This is a genomic window from Streptomyces erythrochromogenes (assembly GCF_036170895.1).
Classification (GTDB): domain Bacteria; phylum Actinomycetota; class Actinomycetes; order Streptomycetales; family Streptomycetaceae; genus Streptomyces; species Streptomyces erythrochromogenes.
The window spans coordinates 4,595,076-4,609,394 of record NZ_CP108036.1 but is presented as its reverse complement, the minus strand read 5'-3'; the positions used below and the strand labels follow the sequence as shown (position 1 = coordinate 4,609,394).

General features: G+C 73.5%; 17 protein-coding genes. 9 read left to right on the top strand and 8 right to left on the bottom strand.

Annotated features, from left to right (window positions below; genetic code table 11):
* Positions 1-66 precede the first annotated feature (66 nt).
* Positions 67-753, bottom strand: a complete 687-nt coding sequence (locus OHA91_RS21050; protein ID WP_266500199.1) for a copper homeostasis protein CutC — start codon at positions 751-753, stop codon at positions 67-69.
* A gap of 110 nt (positions 754-863) precedes the next feature.
* On the opposite strand from OHA91_RS21050, the gene OHA91_RS21045 reads away from it, so the two are divergent.
* Both OHA91_RS21045 and OHA91_RS21040 read left to right on the top strand, forming a co-directional pair.
* Positions 864-1,538, top strand: coding sequence for an HD domain-containing protein (locus OHA91_RS21045; RefSeq protein WP_328739744.1), 675 nt, complete (start codon positions 864-866; stop codon positions 1,536-1,538).
* Positions 1,539-1,623: 85 nt separating this feature from the next.
* Positions 1,624-2,832, top strand: a complete 1,209-nt coding sequence (locus OHA91_RS21040) for a Cmx/CmrA family chloramphenicol efflux MFS transporter (protein WP_063835677.1) — start codon at positions 1,624-1,626, stop codon at positions 2,830-2,832.
* 226 nt (positions 2,833-3,058) lie between these two features.
* On the opposite strand, the gene OHA91_RS21035 is transcribed toward OHA91_RS21040, so the two are convergent.
* On the bottom strand, positions 3,059-3,952 hold the full coding sequence (locus tag OHA91_RS21035; protein ID WP_328739743.1) for a helix-turn-helix domain-containing protein: 894 nt from the start codon (positions 3,950-3,952) through the stop codon (positions 3,059-3,061).
* Between the two features lie 384 nt (positions 3,953-4,336).
* Here OHA91_RS21035 and OHA91_RS21030 point away from each other — a divergent pair, with 384 nt between their 5' ends.
* On the top strand, positions 4,337-5,605 hold the full coding sequence (locus tag OHA91_RS21030) for a serine hydrolase domain-containing protein (RefSeq protein WP_328739742.1): 1,269 nt from the start codon (positions 4,337-4,339) through the stop codon (positions 5,603-5,605).
* Between the two features lie 131 nt (positions 5,606-5,736).
* On the opposite strand, the gene OHA91_RS21025 is transcribed toward OHA91_RS21030, so the two are convergent.
* Both OHA91_RS21025 and OHA91_RS21020 read right to left on the bottom strand, forming a co-directional pair.
* On the bottom strand, positions 5,737-6,006 hold the full coding sequence (locus OHA91_RS21025) for a DUF4031 domain-containing protein (RefSeq protein WP_030387344.1): 270 nt from the start codon (positions 6,004-6,006) through the stop codon (positions 5,737-5,739).
* 7 nt (positions 6,007-6,013) lie between these two features.
* Positions 6,014-6,388, bottom strand: coding sequence for a hypothetical protein (locus OHA91_RS21020; RefSeq protein WP_031158194.1), 375 nt, complete (start codon positions 6,386-6,388; stop codon positions 6,014-6,016).
* A 370-nt stretch (positions 6,389-6,758) separates the two neighbouring features.
* Here OHA91_RS21020 and murQ point away from each other — a divergent pair, with 370 nt between their 5' ends.
* The 4 genes from murQ to OHA91_RS21000 are packed head-to-tail and all read left to right on the top strand — an operon-like array spanning position 6,759 to position 10,244.
* On the top strand, positions 6,759-7,688 hold the full coding sequence (murQ, locus tag OHA91_RS21015; RefSeq protein ID WP_031158192.1) for an N-acetylmuramic acid 6-phosphate etherase: 930 nt from the start codon (positions 6,759-6,761) through the stop codon (positions 7,686-7,688).
* 30 nt (positions 7,689-7,718) lie between these two features.
* Complete coding sequence (locus OHA91_RS21010; protein WP_266500188.1) at positions 7,719-9,230, top strand: PTS transporter subunit EIIC; 1,512 nt, start codon at positions 7,719-7,721, stop codon at positions 9,228-9,230.
* Positions 9,231-9,270: 40 nt separating this feature from the next.
* Positions 9,271-9,669: a hypothetical protein gene (locus tag OHA91_RS21005; RefSeq protein ID WP_266500186.1), complete on the top strand. Its 399-nt coding sequence runs from the start codon at positions 9,271-9,273 to the stop codon at positions 9,667-9,669.
* A complete protein-coding gene (locus OHA91_RS21000; protein WP_266500184.1) occupies positions 9,666-10,244 on the top strand; it encodes a GNAT family N-acetyltransferase in 579 nt (192 codons plus the stop codon). The genes OHA91_RS21005 and OHA91_RS21000 overlap by 4 nt, the downstream gene beginning before the upstream one ends.
* Before the next feature lie 319 nt (positions 10,245-10,563).
* Here OHA91_RS21000 and OHA91_RS20995 read toward each other — a convergent pair whose 3' ends face one another.
* Positions 10,564-11,238 (bottom strand): hypothetical protein, encoded by a 675-nt coding sequence (locus OHA91_RS20995; RefSeq protein WP_266500181.1) that lies wholly within the window; start codon positions 11,236-11,238, stop codon positions 10,564-10,566.
* 32 nt (positions 11,239-11,270) lie between these two features.
* Positions 11,271-11,489 carry a hypothetical protein gene (locus OHA91_RS20990; RefSeq protein ID WP_031158180.1) on the bottom strand — a complete coding sequence of 73 codons (219 nt, stop codon included), beginning with the start codon at positions 11,487-11,489 and terminating at the stop codon, positions 11,271-11,273.
* A gap of 115 nt (positions 11,490-11,604) precedes the next feature.
* Between OHA91_RS20990 and OHA91_RS20985 the strand changes: the two genes are divergently transcribed.
* Together OHA91_RS20985 and OHA91_RS20980 are read left to right on the top strand one after the other, a co-directional pair.
* Positions 11,605-12,441, top strand: a complete 837-nt coding sequence (locus tag OHA91_RS20985; RefSeq protein ID WP_266500178.1) for a helix-turn-helix domain-containing protein — start codon at positions 11,605-11,607, stop codon at positions 12,439-12,441.
* Positions 12,425-12,649 (top strand): DUF397 domain-containing protein, encoded by a 225-nt coding sequence (locus tag OHA91_RS20980; RefSeq protein WP_266500177.1) that lies wholly within the window; start codon positions 12,425-12,427, stop codon positions 12,647-12,649. The genes OHA91_RS20985 and OHA91_RS20980 overlap by 17 nt, the downstream gene beginning before the upstream one ends.
* Here the strand turns inward: OHA91_RS20980 and OHA91_RS20975 are convergent.
* A complete protein-coding gene (locus tag OHA91_RS20975; RefSeq protein ID WP_328739739.1) occupies positions 12,636-14,039 on the bottom strand; it encodes an outer membrane protein assembly factor BamB family protein in 1,404 nt (467 codons plus the stop codon). The two genes, OHA91_RS20980 and OHA91_RS20975, sit on opposite strands and share 14 nt — an antisense overlap.
* A gap of 48 nt (positions 14,040-14,087) precedes the next feature.
* A complete protein-coding gene (locus OHA91_RS20970) occupies positions 14,088-14,210 on the bottom strand; it encodes a hypothetical protein (RefSeq protein ID WP_266502737.1) in 123 nt (40 codons plus the stop codon).
* Between the last annotated feature and the right edge of the window lie 109 nt (positions 14,211-14,319).

Below are 14,319 nucleotides of genomic sequence, written 5' to 3'. Positions count from 1 at the left end.
CAGCCTCGCGGCGATCGAGGCGCGGGGTGCCGGGGGCAGCGCCCCCGGCACCGTGGCGGCCGCCGGTCAGTCGAGTACGGCCCGCCACTCGGCGACGGCCGCCGCCGAGACGGGGTGGTGCCAGCCCGCAGGGCGCGCCGCACCGCCGATGTGGAAGGCGTCGATCCCGCCCGCCCGCAACACCGGCACGTGCGCGAGGGTGAGCCCGCCACCGACGAGGATCCGCGGCCCGTACCCCGGCTCGCCGCCCCGCACCGCCTCCGCCAGCAGCACCGCCAGCCCCTCGTCGACCCCGGCCGCCGAGCCCGCCGTCAGGTAGGTGTCCAGGCCGGGCAGGTCGGCCAGCGCCTTGCGCAGCTGGTCCCGGTCCGCCGCGCGGTCGATCGCCCGGTGGAAGGTCCACGCGCAGCCGTCCAGCTCCGCGACGACCGCCTCGACTGCCGCCAGGTCGGGGCTGCCGTCCGCGTTCAGGAAGCCGAGGACGAACTCCCGTGCCCCCTCAGCCCGCAGCTCCCGCGCCGTCGCCGCCAGGACGGAGACGTCGCCCGCGGCGAAGCCGTCCGCCTTGCGGATCATGACGCGCAGCGGGATGTCCACCGCCGCCCGGATCGCCGCGAACACCTCGCGCGCCGGGGTGAGGCCGTCGGCGGCCATGTCGGTGACCAGCTCGAGGCGGTCCGCCCCACCTGCCTGGGCCGCGACCGCGTCCTCCACGTCGAGGGCGATCACCTCCAGGAGCGCACGGTTGCTCATTCGATCCCATCCTTCGGAAGAACGCTCACAATAGGTCTAGTCCAATATCCAGGGTACGGGCCTCCGGCCGCGCTCCACCAGCACCATCACGCCACCCCCACAATGTGCGCATGGACATAGGCATCCCGAGCACCGACACCACGGACCTCCGCGCCCGCTGGCAGGCCACCGTCGCCGAGGCCGGCGCCCCCGCCGACCGCGATCCCGCGCCCTACGCCGACCGCCTCCTCGCCGCCTGGGCGGAGCCGCAGCGCCGCTACCACACCACCGCGCACCTGGCCGACGTACTCGCACGGATCGACGTACTGGCGCCGTACGCCGCCGACCCCGCCGCCGTCCGGCTCGCCGCCTGGTTCCACGACGCCGTCTACCGCCCCGACCGCTCCGAGAACGAGGAGCGCAGCGCCGCCCTGGCCGAGCGCGCCCTCCCCGAGCTGGGCATCGACGCCGCGCGCACCGCCGAGGTGGCCCGCCTGGTCCGGCTCACCGTCACCCACGACCCCGCCCCCGGCGACACCGACGGCGAGGTGCTCTGCGACGCCGACCTTGCCGTCCTGGCCGGCACCCCGCAGGCGTACGCCGCCTACGCCGCCGCCGTCCGCGACGAGTACGGCTTCGTCCCCGAGGACGCCTTCCGCACCGGCCGCGCCGCCGTGCTGCGCCAGCTCCTCGGCCTGCCCCGGCTCTTCCGCACGCCCCACGGCACGGCGCACTGGGAGGCCCCGGCCCGCGCGAACCTCGCCTCCGAGCTGGCCGCGCTGACGTCCGGGGATTCACACCACTGACACAGACGACCCACGCACCGGGGGAATTTGATCGCGTTCACACGGGTTGGTGACAGTCATGCCCGCAGATGCCGTACGCCCCCGCATGCCCGTCGCCGTCTACGTCCTCGGACTGTCCGTCTTCGCACTCGGCACCAGCGAATTCATGCTCTCCGGGCTGCTGCCGCCGATCGCCGACGACATGGGCGTCAGCATCCCGCAGGCGGGCCTGCTCATATCCGCCTTCGCGATCGGCATGGTCGTCGGCGCACCCCTGCTGGCCGTGGCCACCCTGCGCCTGCCCCGCCGCACCACCCTCATCGCCCTGATCAGCCTCTTCGGCCTCGGGCAGGTCGCGGGCGCGCTGGCCCCCTCCTACGAGCTCCTCTTCGCCTCCCGCGTGGTCGCGGCCCTCGCCTGCGCCGGTTTCTGGGCCGTCGGCGCGGCCGTCGCCATCGCCATGGTCGACAAGGACCAGCGGGCCCGCGCGATGGCCGTGATGATCGGCGGCCTGTCCATCGCGAACGTCCTCGGCGTCCCGGCCGGCGCGTTCCTCGGCGAGCACCTGGGCTGGCGCTCCGCGTTCTGGTCGGTCGGCGCGGCCTCCGCGGTCGCCCTCGTCGGCATCCTGGCGCTGATCCCCAGGATCCCGCTGCCCGCCGAGCGGCCGACGCTCCGCCGCGAGCTGCGCATCTACGGCGACCGCCAGGTGTGGCTCGCCATCGGCATCACCGCGCTGGCCGCGGGCGGCGTCTTCTGCGCCTTCAGCTACCTGTCGCCGCTGCTCACGGACGTGGCCGGGCTGGAGTCGAAGTGGGTGCCGTGGATCCTCGGCCTCTTCGGGATCGGCGCGCTGGTCGGTACCACCATCGGCGGCCGGGTCGCCGACGCGCACCTGTTCGGCGTGATGATCTGGGGCATCGCCGCCTCCACCGTCTTCCTGGCCGTGCTCGCCCTGCTGGCCTCGGCCGCGGTCGCCGCGATCGCGCTGTCCTTCCTGCTCGGCGTCTCGGCCTTCTTCACCGCCCCGGCGCTCAACGCCCGCATGTTCAACGTGGCCGGCGCCGCCCCGACCCTGGCCGGGGCCACCACCACGGCCGCCTTCAACCTCGGCAACACCGGCGGCCCCTGGCTGGGCGGCACCGTCATCGACGCCGGCCTGGGCTTCTCCGCGACCGCCTGGGCGGGCGCCGCCATGACGGTCACCGCGATCGCCCTCACCGTCCTCGCCCTGCGCCTGGACCGCCGCACGCCGCCGCGCACGACCCGCATCGTCACCGGCAGCACCGCCGCCCCGGTGCCCACCCGCGCCTGACGACGCCGCTACCCGTCCCCGAAGACCTCGTCGGCGGAGGGCGCGGTGACGGCACGCCGGAGCCGGCGCCCCAGGGCCTCGGCGTCACCGCAGCCGGTGATCCGCTCACGAACCGCCTCGGGCTTCCTCCAGGGTGCTGCGGCCCCGCCACCAGCGGGCACGGGGTGAGCAGGGGCCACTGCGGAGGCCCGAAGCGGACCGGACGAGCATCCCATTCGGCGGTGGTTCAGCCGGAGGGGCGGGTCCCGGGCGGTTCGGTCAGGCAGCCGCGGCAGCTGCCGGGGGCGGCCCCACGGAAGGCGCGGTCGCAGACCTCGCAGTTCCGGAGCGGGTGTCTGACGGCGTCCGCCGCTGCCGGGGCGCTGAACGGCGGCACCGGTGGGAGCTGGGCGGCGAGGCGGTGGGCCAGGAGCGCGGCCGGGCGGTGCAACGGCTCCGACGGCAGGCCGGTCGTCAGGGCGTGGTGCACGGCGCTCGGCGGCAGGTCGCGCTCCAGCCAGGCCGCGACTCCGGGGGCGAGGTGCTCGACCTCCGTGGCGGAGAGCAGCAGGCGGGGATCCCCGCGGCGGAGGCCGGCGAGGACCTCGACGGCGGACCCCAGCAGGTCGGGGGCCGGGTACGCGGGCTGCGGCACGGCGGGCAGGGCGCGGCGCGGCGGCTCGCCCTCCCGGCGGGCGGGGCGCCGGGCCCGCGGCTTCGCCTCCGCCCCGCCCGTGGCGCCGGACCGGCCCGGCTGGTTGCACGAGACCGTGCGGGTGACGACGCGGCCGCTTCTGGTGCGCTCGCAGGTGCGGCGCAGATAGCCGTGGGTCTCCAGTTCGCGCAGGGCCGCGGCGATCCGCGTCTTCCCCTCGGGGAACCGGCTCGCAAGGGTCCTGATGTCGATGAGCGCACCGCCGGGCAGGGACTGGATGTGCACCGCCAGGCCGATGGCCAGCAGCGACAGCTCGGCGTGCTGGGCGAGGTGGTTGCCGATCACCGTGAAGCGGCTGGTGTGGCGGGAGTTGTCGTGGATGACGCCGCCGGATCGGGTGTTCGCGCGGGTGCCCCGGGAAGGGTGGTTTTCCCCGCCGTTACGGGACCGGGCGTGCGGGCGCGCGCTAGTGTTCTGGGTATCCATCGGGAAGGCCGACTTCCTCGGTGGTCAGGCCCCCGCACCGGGATTCGCACTCCCGGCGGGGGCCGACGCATGTCAGGGGTGATCTGCTCTGTCGCGCCGAGCGTAGATCAGGCAACCCGCCCCGAAGCCAGCCAAGTTGGTCTTTTTCACTCAAGCGAGTGAGCGTGCGCCACGGGCGGGACGGGTGGGGCCCGGTGGGGCTTGGTGGGGCTTGGTGGGGGTCCTTTCCACTCGTGTCTTGAGTGCCGGGACCGTCCCCGCCACCGGCGTCCCACCGCACGGACTCCGGTCCCGGTCGCCGCCGCGGACCCCGGTTCCTACGATGGGAAGGTCGGCTCGGGGACCGCACACCGCTCGGGGACGTGCCTTCAGAGGGGATCCTCCATGGGCCGGTACCGCACGCCCACCGTCCTGGCCGCCGCCTCCCTGCTGCTGACCGCACTGTGCGCGGGCCAGGCTCCCGCCGCCGCCCCGCCCGGCCGGGTCGGCATCGACCCGGTGATCGCCGAGAAGCTCGACGACGCGATCACCGCGGCCATGCGCGAGGCCGACATCCCCGGGGTGGGAGTCGGCCTGTGGATCGACGGCGACGACGCCTACGTGCGCGCCTTCGGCACCTCCGACAAGGCCACCGGCGTCCCCATCAAGACCGACATGCACACCCGCATCGGCAGCGTCACCAAGACCTTCGCGATCACCGGCGTCCTCCAGCTCGTCGACGACGGCGAGGTACGGCTCGACGCGCCGATCTCGACCTACCTCGACGGGGTGCCCGGCGGCGGGCAGATCACCGTCCGCCAGCTCGCCGAGATGCGCAGCGGCCTCTACAACTACACCGAGGACCCGCGCTGGATGGCCGCCCTCAAGGCCGACCCGTACCGCTCCTGGACCCCGCAGCAGCTGCTGGACATCGCCTTCCGGCACCCCGCCGACTTCCCGCCGGGCGCGCGCTGGGAGTACTCGAACACCAACACCGTCCTGCTCGGCCTGCTCGTCGAGAAGGTCACCGGTCAGCCCCTGCACACCTATCTGGAGCAGGAGGTCTTCGAACCGGCCGACCTGGACTCGACCTCTCTGCCGACCGGCGCGGAGATCACCAGCCCGTACGTGCACGGCTACACGAACTTCACCCCGGACGGCACGACCGTCGACGCGTCCCAGTGGAACCCGTCCTGGGGCTGGGCGGCCGGCGCGATGATCTCCACCATCGACGACCTGCACTCCTGGGTCCCGACCCTGGTCAGCGGACGGCTGCCCGACGGCGACCGCATGCTGGAGCCCGGCACCCAGGCGCAGCGGCTGCGCATGCTGCCCACCGGGCACCCCGGGGTGCGCTACGGGCTCGGCATCGCCGACATCGCCGGCTGGATCGGCCACAACGGCGAGCTGCCCGGCTACGAGACCATCGCCGTCCGGCTCCCGCAGGACCGGGCCACCATGGTGATCGTCGTGAACTCCGACGTCGACGGGAAGTTCGGCAGCCTGAGCAGCCTCATCGCCAACGCGGTCACCGAGATCGTGACCCCGGAGCACGTATGGGAGCTTCCGGCGGCGGCCCAGCCCAACCCGGTCCCGCAGCCGTCCACGCCGTCCACGCCGTCCACGCCGTCCACACCGTCGACCCCGGCCCCCAAGCCCGCCCCGAGCAGCTAGGAGCCTCCCGCCAGTCGGGCCGTTCGGTCCGGCCTTCGGCCCTGTCGCCGCTGACCTGCGGATTCCTGGACTCACCGCATGAGCGACAACAGGCTCCGCCCGTCGCGCACCGCACACCGCGCTGCCGCTGCCTAGGCCGCCGGGCGGCCCTTCGGGCGGCGCAGGCCGGCCGCGGTGAGGCGGCGGACCAGTTCCTTGCTGCCGATCTCGACCGCGCCCGCGCCGACCGCGTCGGCATAGCGGTACGAGGGCACGTCGTAGTGGTCCCGCTCGAAGGCCCGCGGCGGACAGCCGATGCCCGCCGCGAAGGCGTGCAGTTCCTCGTACGAGACGTCGCTGACCAGGTGGGACCACATGCGGCCGTGGCCCGGCCAGGTCGGCGGGTCGATGTAGACGGTCATCGGCGGCTCACCTGAGACCGAGGACGGGACCCAGGCCGCCGACCGCGGCCACTCTCACGCCCGCCTCCGAGCACACCCAGTGCGGGTCGGGTCCCAGCTCCGGCTCCACGTCCAGCGCGTGCGGATCGCCGTGGGTGCATACCGGGCACAGCGGCCAGCGCCCGTACTTCTCCAGCAGCGAGTCCTGTACGTCCTGGGCAACGAGCCCCGGCAGGTAGTCGGCCCCCTCCGGCCACTGCTCCACCCACCACCGGCGGTGCGTGACCGAGTCCTCGACGAGGGAGACGACATCGGCATCGGCGACCTCACCTGCGGCGAGATCGGCGAGCACGAGTGCGCGGGCGACGTGCAGCGCCTGTTCCAGGGGGGTCGTATGGTCCATGGGGCCATTGTGGACCTGCCGGGTGCCGGTGAAGAAGGCCCGCCCGTCGTGGGCCCAATGGCGGATTGACCGCCACCCCGCCTGAAAATAGCTTTCGAGCGTGACGAGGGAGCCGAGAGAGACCTCCGCCCGGTCGGCCGGTGACCCGGCCGAACGCATCGCAGTCCGCCCCGCTCGCCTCCCCGGCCGCCGCGCCCTGCGCCCGTGCCGTCCCTTCCGGCCCGTGCGGCGCGCGACGACCGGCCCGGGCACGTGGAGCCCCGCCCACCCGCCACCCGCCGCCCGGGGCGACCGGCACGGCGCCCCGACCGCACAAAGCCCTCCCCACCGCCCGAACCACCCAATCGCCGAACCGCCGGAGGCTCCCGTCATGACCGCGTACGCCGAACTCCGCGCCCAGCTGGAGACGCTGACCACCGAGGCCTTCCGTCCCGAACTCGCCGAGATCGACCGGCTGTCCACCCTCGACATCGCCCGCACCATGAACGCCGAGGACGCCACCGTCCCGGCCGCCGTCGCCGCCCGGCTGCCGCAGATCGCCGCCGCCATCGACGCGATCGCCGACCGCATGGCCCGCGGCGGCCGCCTCGTCTACGCCGGCGCCGGAACGGCCGGCCGGATGGGCGTCCTGGACGCCAGCGAGTGCCCGCCCACCTTCAACACCGACCCGGCCGACGTCGTCGGCCTGATCGCCGGCGGCCCCTCCGCCATGGTCAAGGCCGTCGAGGGCGCCGAGGACTCCAAGGAGCTGGCCGCCGAGGACCTGGCCGCGCTGCGCATCGGCCCGGACGACACCGTCATCGGCATCTCCGCCTCCGGCCGCACCCCGTACGCGATCGGCGCCGTCGAGTCCGCCCGCGCCCGCGGCGCGCTCACCGTCGGCCTGTCCTGCAACGCCGGCTCCGCGCTCGCCGCCGCGGCCGACCACGGCATCGAGGTCGTCGTCGGCCCCGAACTGCTCACCGGCTCCACCCGCCTCAAGGCCGGCACCGCGCAGAAGCTCGTCCTCAACCTCATCTCGACGATCACGATGATCCGCCTGGGCAAGACCTACGGGAACCTCATGGTCGACATGCGCTCCTCCAACGAGAAGCTGCGCGCCCGCGCCCGCCGCATCGTGGCCCTGGCCACCGGCGCTCCCGACGAGGAGATCGAGGCCGCGCTCACCGCCACCGGCGGCGAGGTCAAGAACGCCATCCTCGTCGTCCTCGGCGAGGTCGACGGCCCGGCCGCCGCCGAACTCCTCGCCGCCTCCCGCGGCCACCTCCGCGCGGCCCTCGCCCACGCCCGGACCCGCTGACCCCACCCCCTACGGCAAGGCGACCACCACATGCCCACTGAGCCCACCGAGCCCACCGACAAGAACCGCGCCACAGCCGCCGCTATCCTCCCGCTCGTCGGCGGCCCGGACAACGTCACCTCGATCGCGCACTGCATGACCCGCCTGCGCATCGCGCTGCGCGACCGCTCGCTCGTCCAGGACGAGGCCCTCAAGGCCCTCCCGGCGGTACTCGGCGTGGTGGAGGACGACACCTACCAGATCGTGCTGGGCCCGGGCGCGGTCGCCCGCGTCACCCCGGAGTTCGAGGCACTGGTCGAGGAAGGCCGCTCGGCGGCGCCCCCGGCCGCGGCAGCCCCCCACGCGGTCACCGCCGACGGACTGGCCGCCCAGGGCGCGGCCCTGAAGGAGGCCCAGAAGGCGCGCAACGCGACCCCCTTCAAGCTGATGCTGCGCCGGATCGCGAACATCTTCGTGCCGCTGATCCCGGCCCTCATCGGCTGCGGGATCATCGCGGGCCTGAACGGCCTGCTCATGAACCTGGGTTGGCTGCCCGGCGTCGTCCCCGCGCTCGCCGCCATCGCCTCCGGCTTCATGTCGCTGATCGCGGTGTTCGTGGGCTACAACACCGCGAAGGAGTTCGGCGGCACCCCGATCCTGGGCGGCGCGGTCGCCGCGATCATCGTCTTCCCCGGCGTCGCGAAGATCACCGCCTTCGGCACGGAGCTCAGGCCCGGCCAGGGCGGCGTCCTGGGCGCGCTCGCCGCCGCCCTCCTCGCCGTGTACGTCGAGAAGCGCTGCCGGCGCCTGGTCCCGGAGGCCCTCGACGTCCTGGTCACCCCCACCCTCACGGTCCTGATCTCCGGCCTGGTCACCCTCTTCGGCCTGATGTTCCTCGCCGGTGAGGCCTCCGCCGCCATCGGCGCCTTCGCCGACGGGCTGCTCTCCACCGGCGGCGCCTTCGCGGGCCTGGTCCTCGGCGGGCTCTTCCTCCCGCTGGTGATGCTCGGCCTGCACCAGGCCCTGATCCCCATCCACACCACGCTCATCGAGCAGTCCGGGCACACCGCCTTGCTGCCGATCCTCGCCATGGCGGGCGCGGGCCAGGTCGGCGCGGCCATCGCCGTCCACTGCCGGCTCCCGCGCAACGGCTCCCTGCGCGCCACCATCAAGTCGGCCCTCCCAGCGGGCTTCCTCGGCATCGGCGAACCGCTGATCTACGGCGTCTCCCTGCCGCTCGGCCGCCCCTTCGTCACCGCCTGCGTCGGCGGCGCGGCCGGCGGCGCCTTCGTCGGCCTCTTCAACCAGTTGGGCATCGCCTTCGGCTCCACCGCCATCGGCCCCTCCGGCTGGGCCCTCTTCCCCCTGCTGGACGGCACCTCGAACCCGGGCGTCACCGTCGCGATCTACGCGGGCGGCCTGCTGACCGGCTACCTCGTGGGCTTCGCCGCCACCTACTTCTTCGGCTTCACCAGCCAGATGCTGACCGATCTCAACTCCGACCCCGACCCGGACACCCCGGACGCGGTGTCCGGCCCCCCGAAGGAACCGGCCCTGACATAGCCGCTGGCGGGCGGGGCGCGCGATGGGCGAGGCTGTCCGCGTGAAGCTCCCCGCCACCGCCGTCGGCGCCACCACCCGCCTCGACGTGGTCCGTATCTCCGCCGGTCCCGAACGCTGGGGCGAACCGATGACCGGCGAGGTGACGGCCCGCTGGGAGGGTGCGGAGGCGTCCCGCGCTCTGGCCCTGATCGGGAAATTTCCCACCGCTCAGCCGAACCTCTGCGGCTTCGCCCCCGGCTGGGGCGTCCGCGCGTACGGCGCCGACCCGGCCGCACCGCCCCTCTTCGAAGCCGCGTTCTGCTACGGCTGCGACGAGGCCTGGCTCTGGGGACCGACCGTTCCGCATGGCCTGGGCCGCCAGTTGTTCGACTCGGACTCCCCCAACGCCCAGTACGTCCTGCTGCGCTTCCGCGAGGCGGCAGGGATGATCGGACCATGATCGATCCGATACCTCCCGTGGTCCCGGCCGGCCGGATGCGCGCACTCGCCCAGCCGGAACTCGCCCTCCCCGGCGGGATGCTGGTGCGCCCCTGGACCCCGTACGACGCCCCCGCGCTCGTCGCGGCCCACGGGGACCCGGACATCCGGCACTGGAACCGCCCGAGCCGGCTGGACCTGGCCGGGGCCGAGGCCCGCATCGCCCTCTGGCACGACCGCTGGCAGGCGGAGAAGGCCGGGACCTGGGCGATCGCCCCCGAAGGCGGCCGGGCCGTCGGTCTGATCGGCCTGGCCGACATCGACCTGGCGGGCGGCAGCGGCGAGATCCTCTACTGGCTGCTCCCCGCCGGGCGCGGCAGCGGCGTCACGGTGGAGGCCACCGACCGCCTGGCCCGCTGGGCCTTCGACGACCTCGGCCTGCACCGCGTACGCATCACCCACTCCGTGGCCAACCCGGCCTCCTGCGCCGTCGCGACGAAGGCCGGCTTCCCCCTGGAAGGCACCATGCGCGGCGCCCTCCTCCACGCGGACGGCTGGCACGACGAACACCTCCACGCGCGCCTGCGCACCGACTGACCTGGCTCAACGGCCCGGCACCCCTGCACCTTCAACGCGCCCACACAACGACGACCGAAAGGTCGAGTTCACCCTCTTCGCCTTCGATTCCCCCAAGGCCGCCAGCGCCGCGGCCAAGAACATGGCGGCGAAGAAGCGCAAGGGCGACCCCGCACCCACCCCGACGAAGATCAATGCCGGGGCGGACGAAACCCAGGCGTTCACCTCCGGCAAGTCCACGGACGTGGTCCTGCGCGTCGGCAACACCGATCAGCCGCCGGACGGCCACTCGCCGATCACGTCGGTGAGCGGCCGGGTCGCGACGGCGGCCACTCCGGGCTCAGGTACCTCCGGCTCCGGCGGCCGTCCGAAGGAAGCGGGTCATGTCCGCCACGGAGTAGCCGAGCTTCGGCCCCCGCTCCGCCGCCATCAGCAGCAACTGGCCGACGATCTCCGCGCCCCACCCGTCCGTACCGTCCGCCGACCACTCCCCCACCTTCTCGACCCCGAGGTCGGCCATCAGCAGACCGTGTTCGCGGCGGATCTCGGCGCACGTCTCGGCGACCGCGTCGAGCAGCCGGCCGCCGGGCCGCTCGCACCGGAGCCCGAAACGCCCTCCGACATCGTCCGGCACGCACCCCCGCGGCGGCTGCGCCCTGACCGCCTCGTAACGCGGATCCCCGCTGCCGGAACCGCCATCCACAGGGCTGTGGATCAGGGTGAACCGGTGCCAGCCCGGCGGTGGAGGGGGCTGCGGCCGCCACCCCTCCACCCCGAACGCCTCCTGCACCAGAGCGGTCGCCTCATCCGCCGTCTCCGCCGTCTCCCGCAACCGGGCCCTGCCGTCGTCACCGACCGCGTCCCACAGCCCGCTGCGCTCGTCGCGGCGCACCCGCACCGCCAGACCCGTACCCGGACGCCGCCAACCGGGCCCGACCACCTCCCGCTCCAGCAGGCAGAGACTCAGCGCCAGCTCGAACTCCCAGCTCTGCGCCACCTCGAAGAAGCTTTCCAACGCCGCCTCCACCCGGGGCCGCTCGCACTCGCTCACGGGTGGGCCCGCTCGTGGAGTACGGCGGCCAGCCGGAGCGCGGTGTCCAGGTTGCAGCGGCCCAGGTCGACCAACGGCAGCCCGTACGTACCGGCCGCCGAGACCCCTTCCACGCCCAGGGAGGGAAAGACGACGCCCACCCCGTCGAGGGCTTCCCTCAGTTCCCGTACGGCCTCCTCGGCCGCCCGGATCCGTTCAGTGGGCGTGAGCACCATGACATGTCACCTTTCTACTCTGAGTGGTCGGGTTCTGCACACAGAGTGGTGATCGCCTGGCTAGCCTTTCAAGGAAGCACCGAGAACAACCCCACCTGTTGGCCTTGGAGTTGCCGTGGCAGGTAAGAACCTCGACCCTTCCTCCTCACCCCGAGCCCTGCTCGGCGCCGAACTGCGCGTGGCGCGCGAGCGGGCGGGCATGAGCCAGGCCGAGTTGGGCGAACCGCTTTTCGTGAGCGGTTCGTTCATCGGCCAACTCGAAGCGGGCACGCGCCGGATGCACATCGAATTCGCCCGCCAGATCGACGACATCCTCGACGCGAACGGCTTCTTCGCCCGCAACTGCGGCGCGGCGGCCAAGTCCAAGTACCCCGACCACTTCGCCGCCGCGGCAGAAGCGGAGGCTCTGGCGAGAGCCATCCGCGAGTACGCGCCCCTGATCATCCCGGGGCTGCTGCAGACCGAACCGTACGCCCGCGCCGTCTTCCGCGCTTACCAGCCGACGGCCACGGAGGAGACCATCGACGAGCTGGTCACGAACCGAATGGCTCGCGCCGCCCTACTGGAGGATCCAACAACCCCACTGTTGTGGACCGTCCTTGACGAGGCAGTTCTTCGGCGGGAGGTTGGCAGCCGACAGGTGATGGCGGACGCGCTGCGTCATCTCGCGGCCCTGGCACGGTCGCACCGGATAATCCTCCAGGTGATCCCCTTCACCGCCGGGGCACATCCCGTCCTGGGCGGCCCGCTCAGGCTGATGTCATTCGATGACGCTCCGCCTCTGGTCTACGTTGAAGGCCTGGAGACGGGACTGTTGCTGGACGATCCGGCCACCGTCAACCAGCGGACGCTGACCTACGATCTGCTGACGGCCAGCTCGCTACCACCTCGGGAATCACTGGCCCTGATCGAGTCCGTGGCGGAGGATTACGACCATGATGAGCACGCCTGAGTACGACCTCGCAGCGGCCACCTGGCACAAATCGAGCTACAGCGCCGGGGACGGTGGCAACTGCCTGGAGATGGCCACCTGGCGGAAGTCCACCCACAGCGGGGCCAGCGCCAGCGTCACGGTTCCCGTCCGGGACTCGAAGGTGCCGGACGGGCCACACCTGACCTTCCGCGGGCCCGCCTGGAAGGCGTTCGTCACCAGCCTATGACTCGCTTCAGGGCTACATACGACGGCAGTTCGCCCGCCGGGTCCAGGTTCACGAAGGTGTAGCCCTCGACGCCCGTCGGGTAGATCTCGAACCGGCGGCCCAGCGGGACGTCCCGCAGGATCGTGGGCTCGGCCTTCGGCCTGCCCGTGGTGCCGTCCAGGTGCCACAGGTGCGTCCGCGCGGCGGTCGACGTCACCACGTCGACCCCGCCCGGGGCGCGGCCCTGCGCCAGGCCGAGGACCGTGGCCCCGTCGAGCCCGGCGTGCCATGCGCGGCGGCCGTCCAGCAGGGAGTACGCGGAGATCCCCGGGACCTTGCCCTTCACCGGAAGGACCAGCAGGTCACCGCTGACCAGCGGGCCCGGTTCCGCGAGGAGGTCCTCTTTCGGGCCCGCCACCGGTATCGCGCCGCGCTCGCGCCCCGCGTCGTCGAAGAGCCGCACCGCGTCCCCCGCGCGCAGCGCGATCGGGCGCGCCGACAGCATCCGCAGCTCACCGCGAGGGACCCGCAGCGGGGTCTGCCAGGCCGGGATGCCGGTCCGCGCGTCCAGTGACGTCAGCCGCGCGGTGCCGGTACCGGTGCCCGGGCAGTCCTCCACGTACAGGACCCGGTCGGCCGCGCCGTCGAGCGCGCGGACCCGGCAGTCGGCCGGGGCCGGCGCCCGCCAGCGTTCCTCGCCGCTCCGCAGGTCCAGGCCGAGGAGGGCGCCGTCCGACACGACCACGGCGGTGTCGTCGACGACCGCGACGGCCGGTGTGTCCCCGTCGGCGGGCGGGGCAGCCGGGAGGTCCTTGGCCCACAGTTCCTCGTCCTGCTTCAGGTCCACGGCCGATACCCGCGTGCCGCACCCGCCAGGGGTCCGCGCCGCCGCGACCAGTCCGACGTCGTGCGCGACGGTCCGGCTCAGGGCGCAGAAGGCAGTGCCCTCGGGGGCGGCCCGCCCTCCGGCCGAGCGGCCCTCACCGTTGTACAGGTGCAGCCCGTCGGTGCGGGCCCGTACGAGTCCCGCCCCCGGAAGCTGCCAGGCGCCGATCGGCCGGGCCGATTCCGGGTTCTCCCGCTGCCACCAGGTCCATGCGTACGCCTGCGGGCCGCGCATCCACGCGTACCCCTGCCACGCCGGCCACAGCGCGGCCAGCGCGACGACCGCCGCCACGCAGCGGACCGCCGCGCCCCGGGAACCGCCGCGCCCGCGCGCCAGCAGTACGTACGCGAGGACCCCGAGGGCCGGGGTGAGCAGGAGCAGCCAGCCCCGGCCGCGGGTCCAGTCGACGGAGACCAACTGGCTCAGCAGGAACAGGTACAGGGCGGTCACGGCGGCGACGGCCGTGCCGGAGATGAACAGGGCGCGCGGCAGCCACCGCGCGCCCTGGAGCGTGCTGTTGTTCATGATCCCCCTCGGGCACAGCCTAGTCGGCGCCCCCGAAAGGGGGCCCCGTCAGAGGCCGTTGGTGAACAGCAGCTTGTCGGGGCCGTTGTCGCTGAGGTTCTGGATGACGTCCTCCGCCGAGGCGGGCGGAGAGGATGTCCTGGCCGGGGGCGTAGAGGTCGAGGAGTTCACCCCAGTGGGAGAAGTCGGTCTCCTGGTCGAAGCGGGGGCCGTTGTCGGCCCCGGAAGGATCACCCGTACGGTCCGCCGCCACCCCAGGGGGCGCACGGCCGGTGCGCCG